Annotated in this window: 1 protein-coding gene; it reads right to left on the bottom strand. The window is 60.5% G+C overall.

Annotation, left to right across the window (positions count from 1 at the left end):
• Positions 1-258, bottom strand: a 258-nt coding sequence (locus R0J92_RS24345; RefSeq protein WP_411053575.1) for a hypothetical protein, incomplete at both ends; no start/stop codon positions are given.

The following is a 258-nucleotide window of genomic DNA, read 5'->3' as shown; positions in this document are numbered from 1 at the left end:
ATGGCAGTTGCCGAGGTTGAACAAGAGCCGTCTGTCGAGTCGAACGCAACGCTTCCACAGGCGCGCAGAACGAGAGGGCCAGGCCGGCCGAAGAGCATCGGCGGCGACAAAGGCATAGCTGGAGTTGTTTCTAGTCCTGTCGCGCCCCAGCCGACGGCTGCCGACAACCCGTTCCTCGAGCAGATGGCGAATCTTGACGAGGAAGTTCAGCAACTGCGACTGCATCTGGCAGACAAGCTGCGCATGCAGAACCAACAG

Origin of the sequence: Tritonibacter sp. SIMBA_163 (assembly GCF_046535935.1) — a bacterium.
Taxonomy (GTDB): Bacteria; Pseudomonadota; Alphaproteobacteria; order Rhodobacterales; family Rhodobacteraceae; genus Epibacterium; species Epibacterium scottomollicae.
This window is presented reverse-complemented; position numbering and strand designations above follow the sequence as displayed.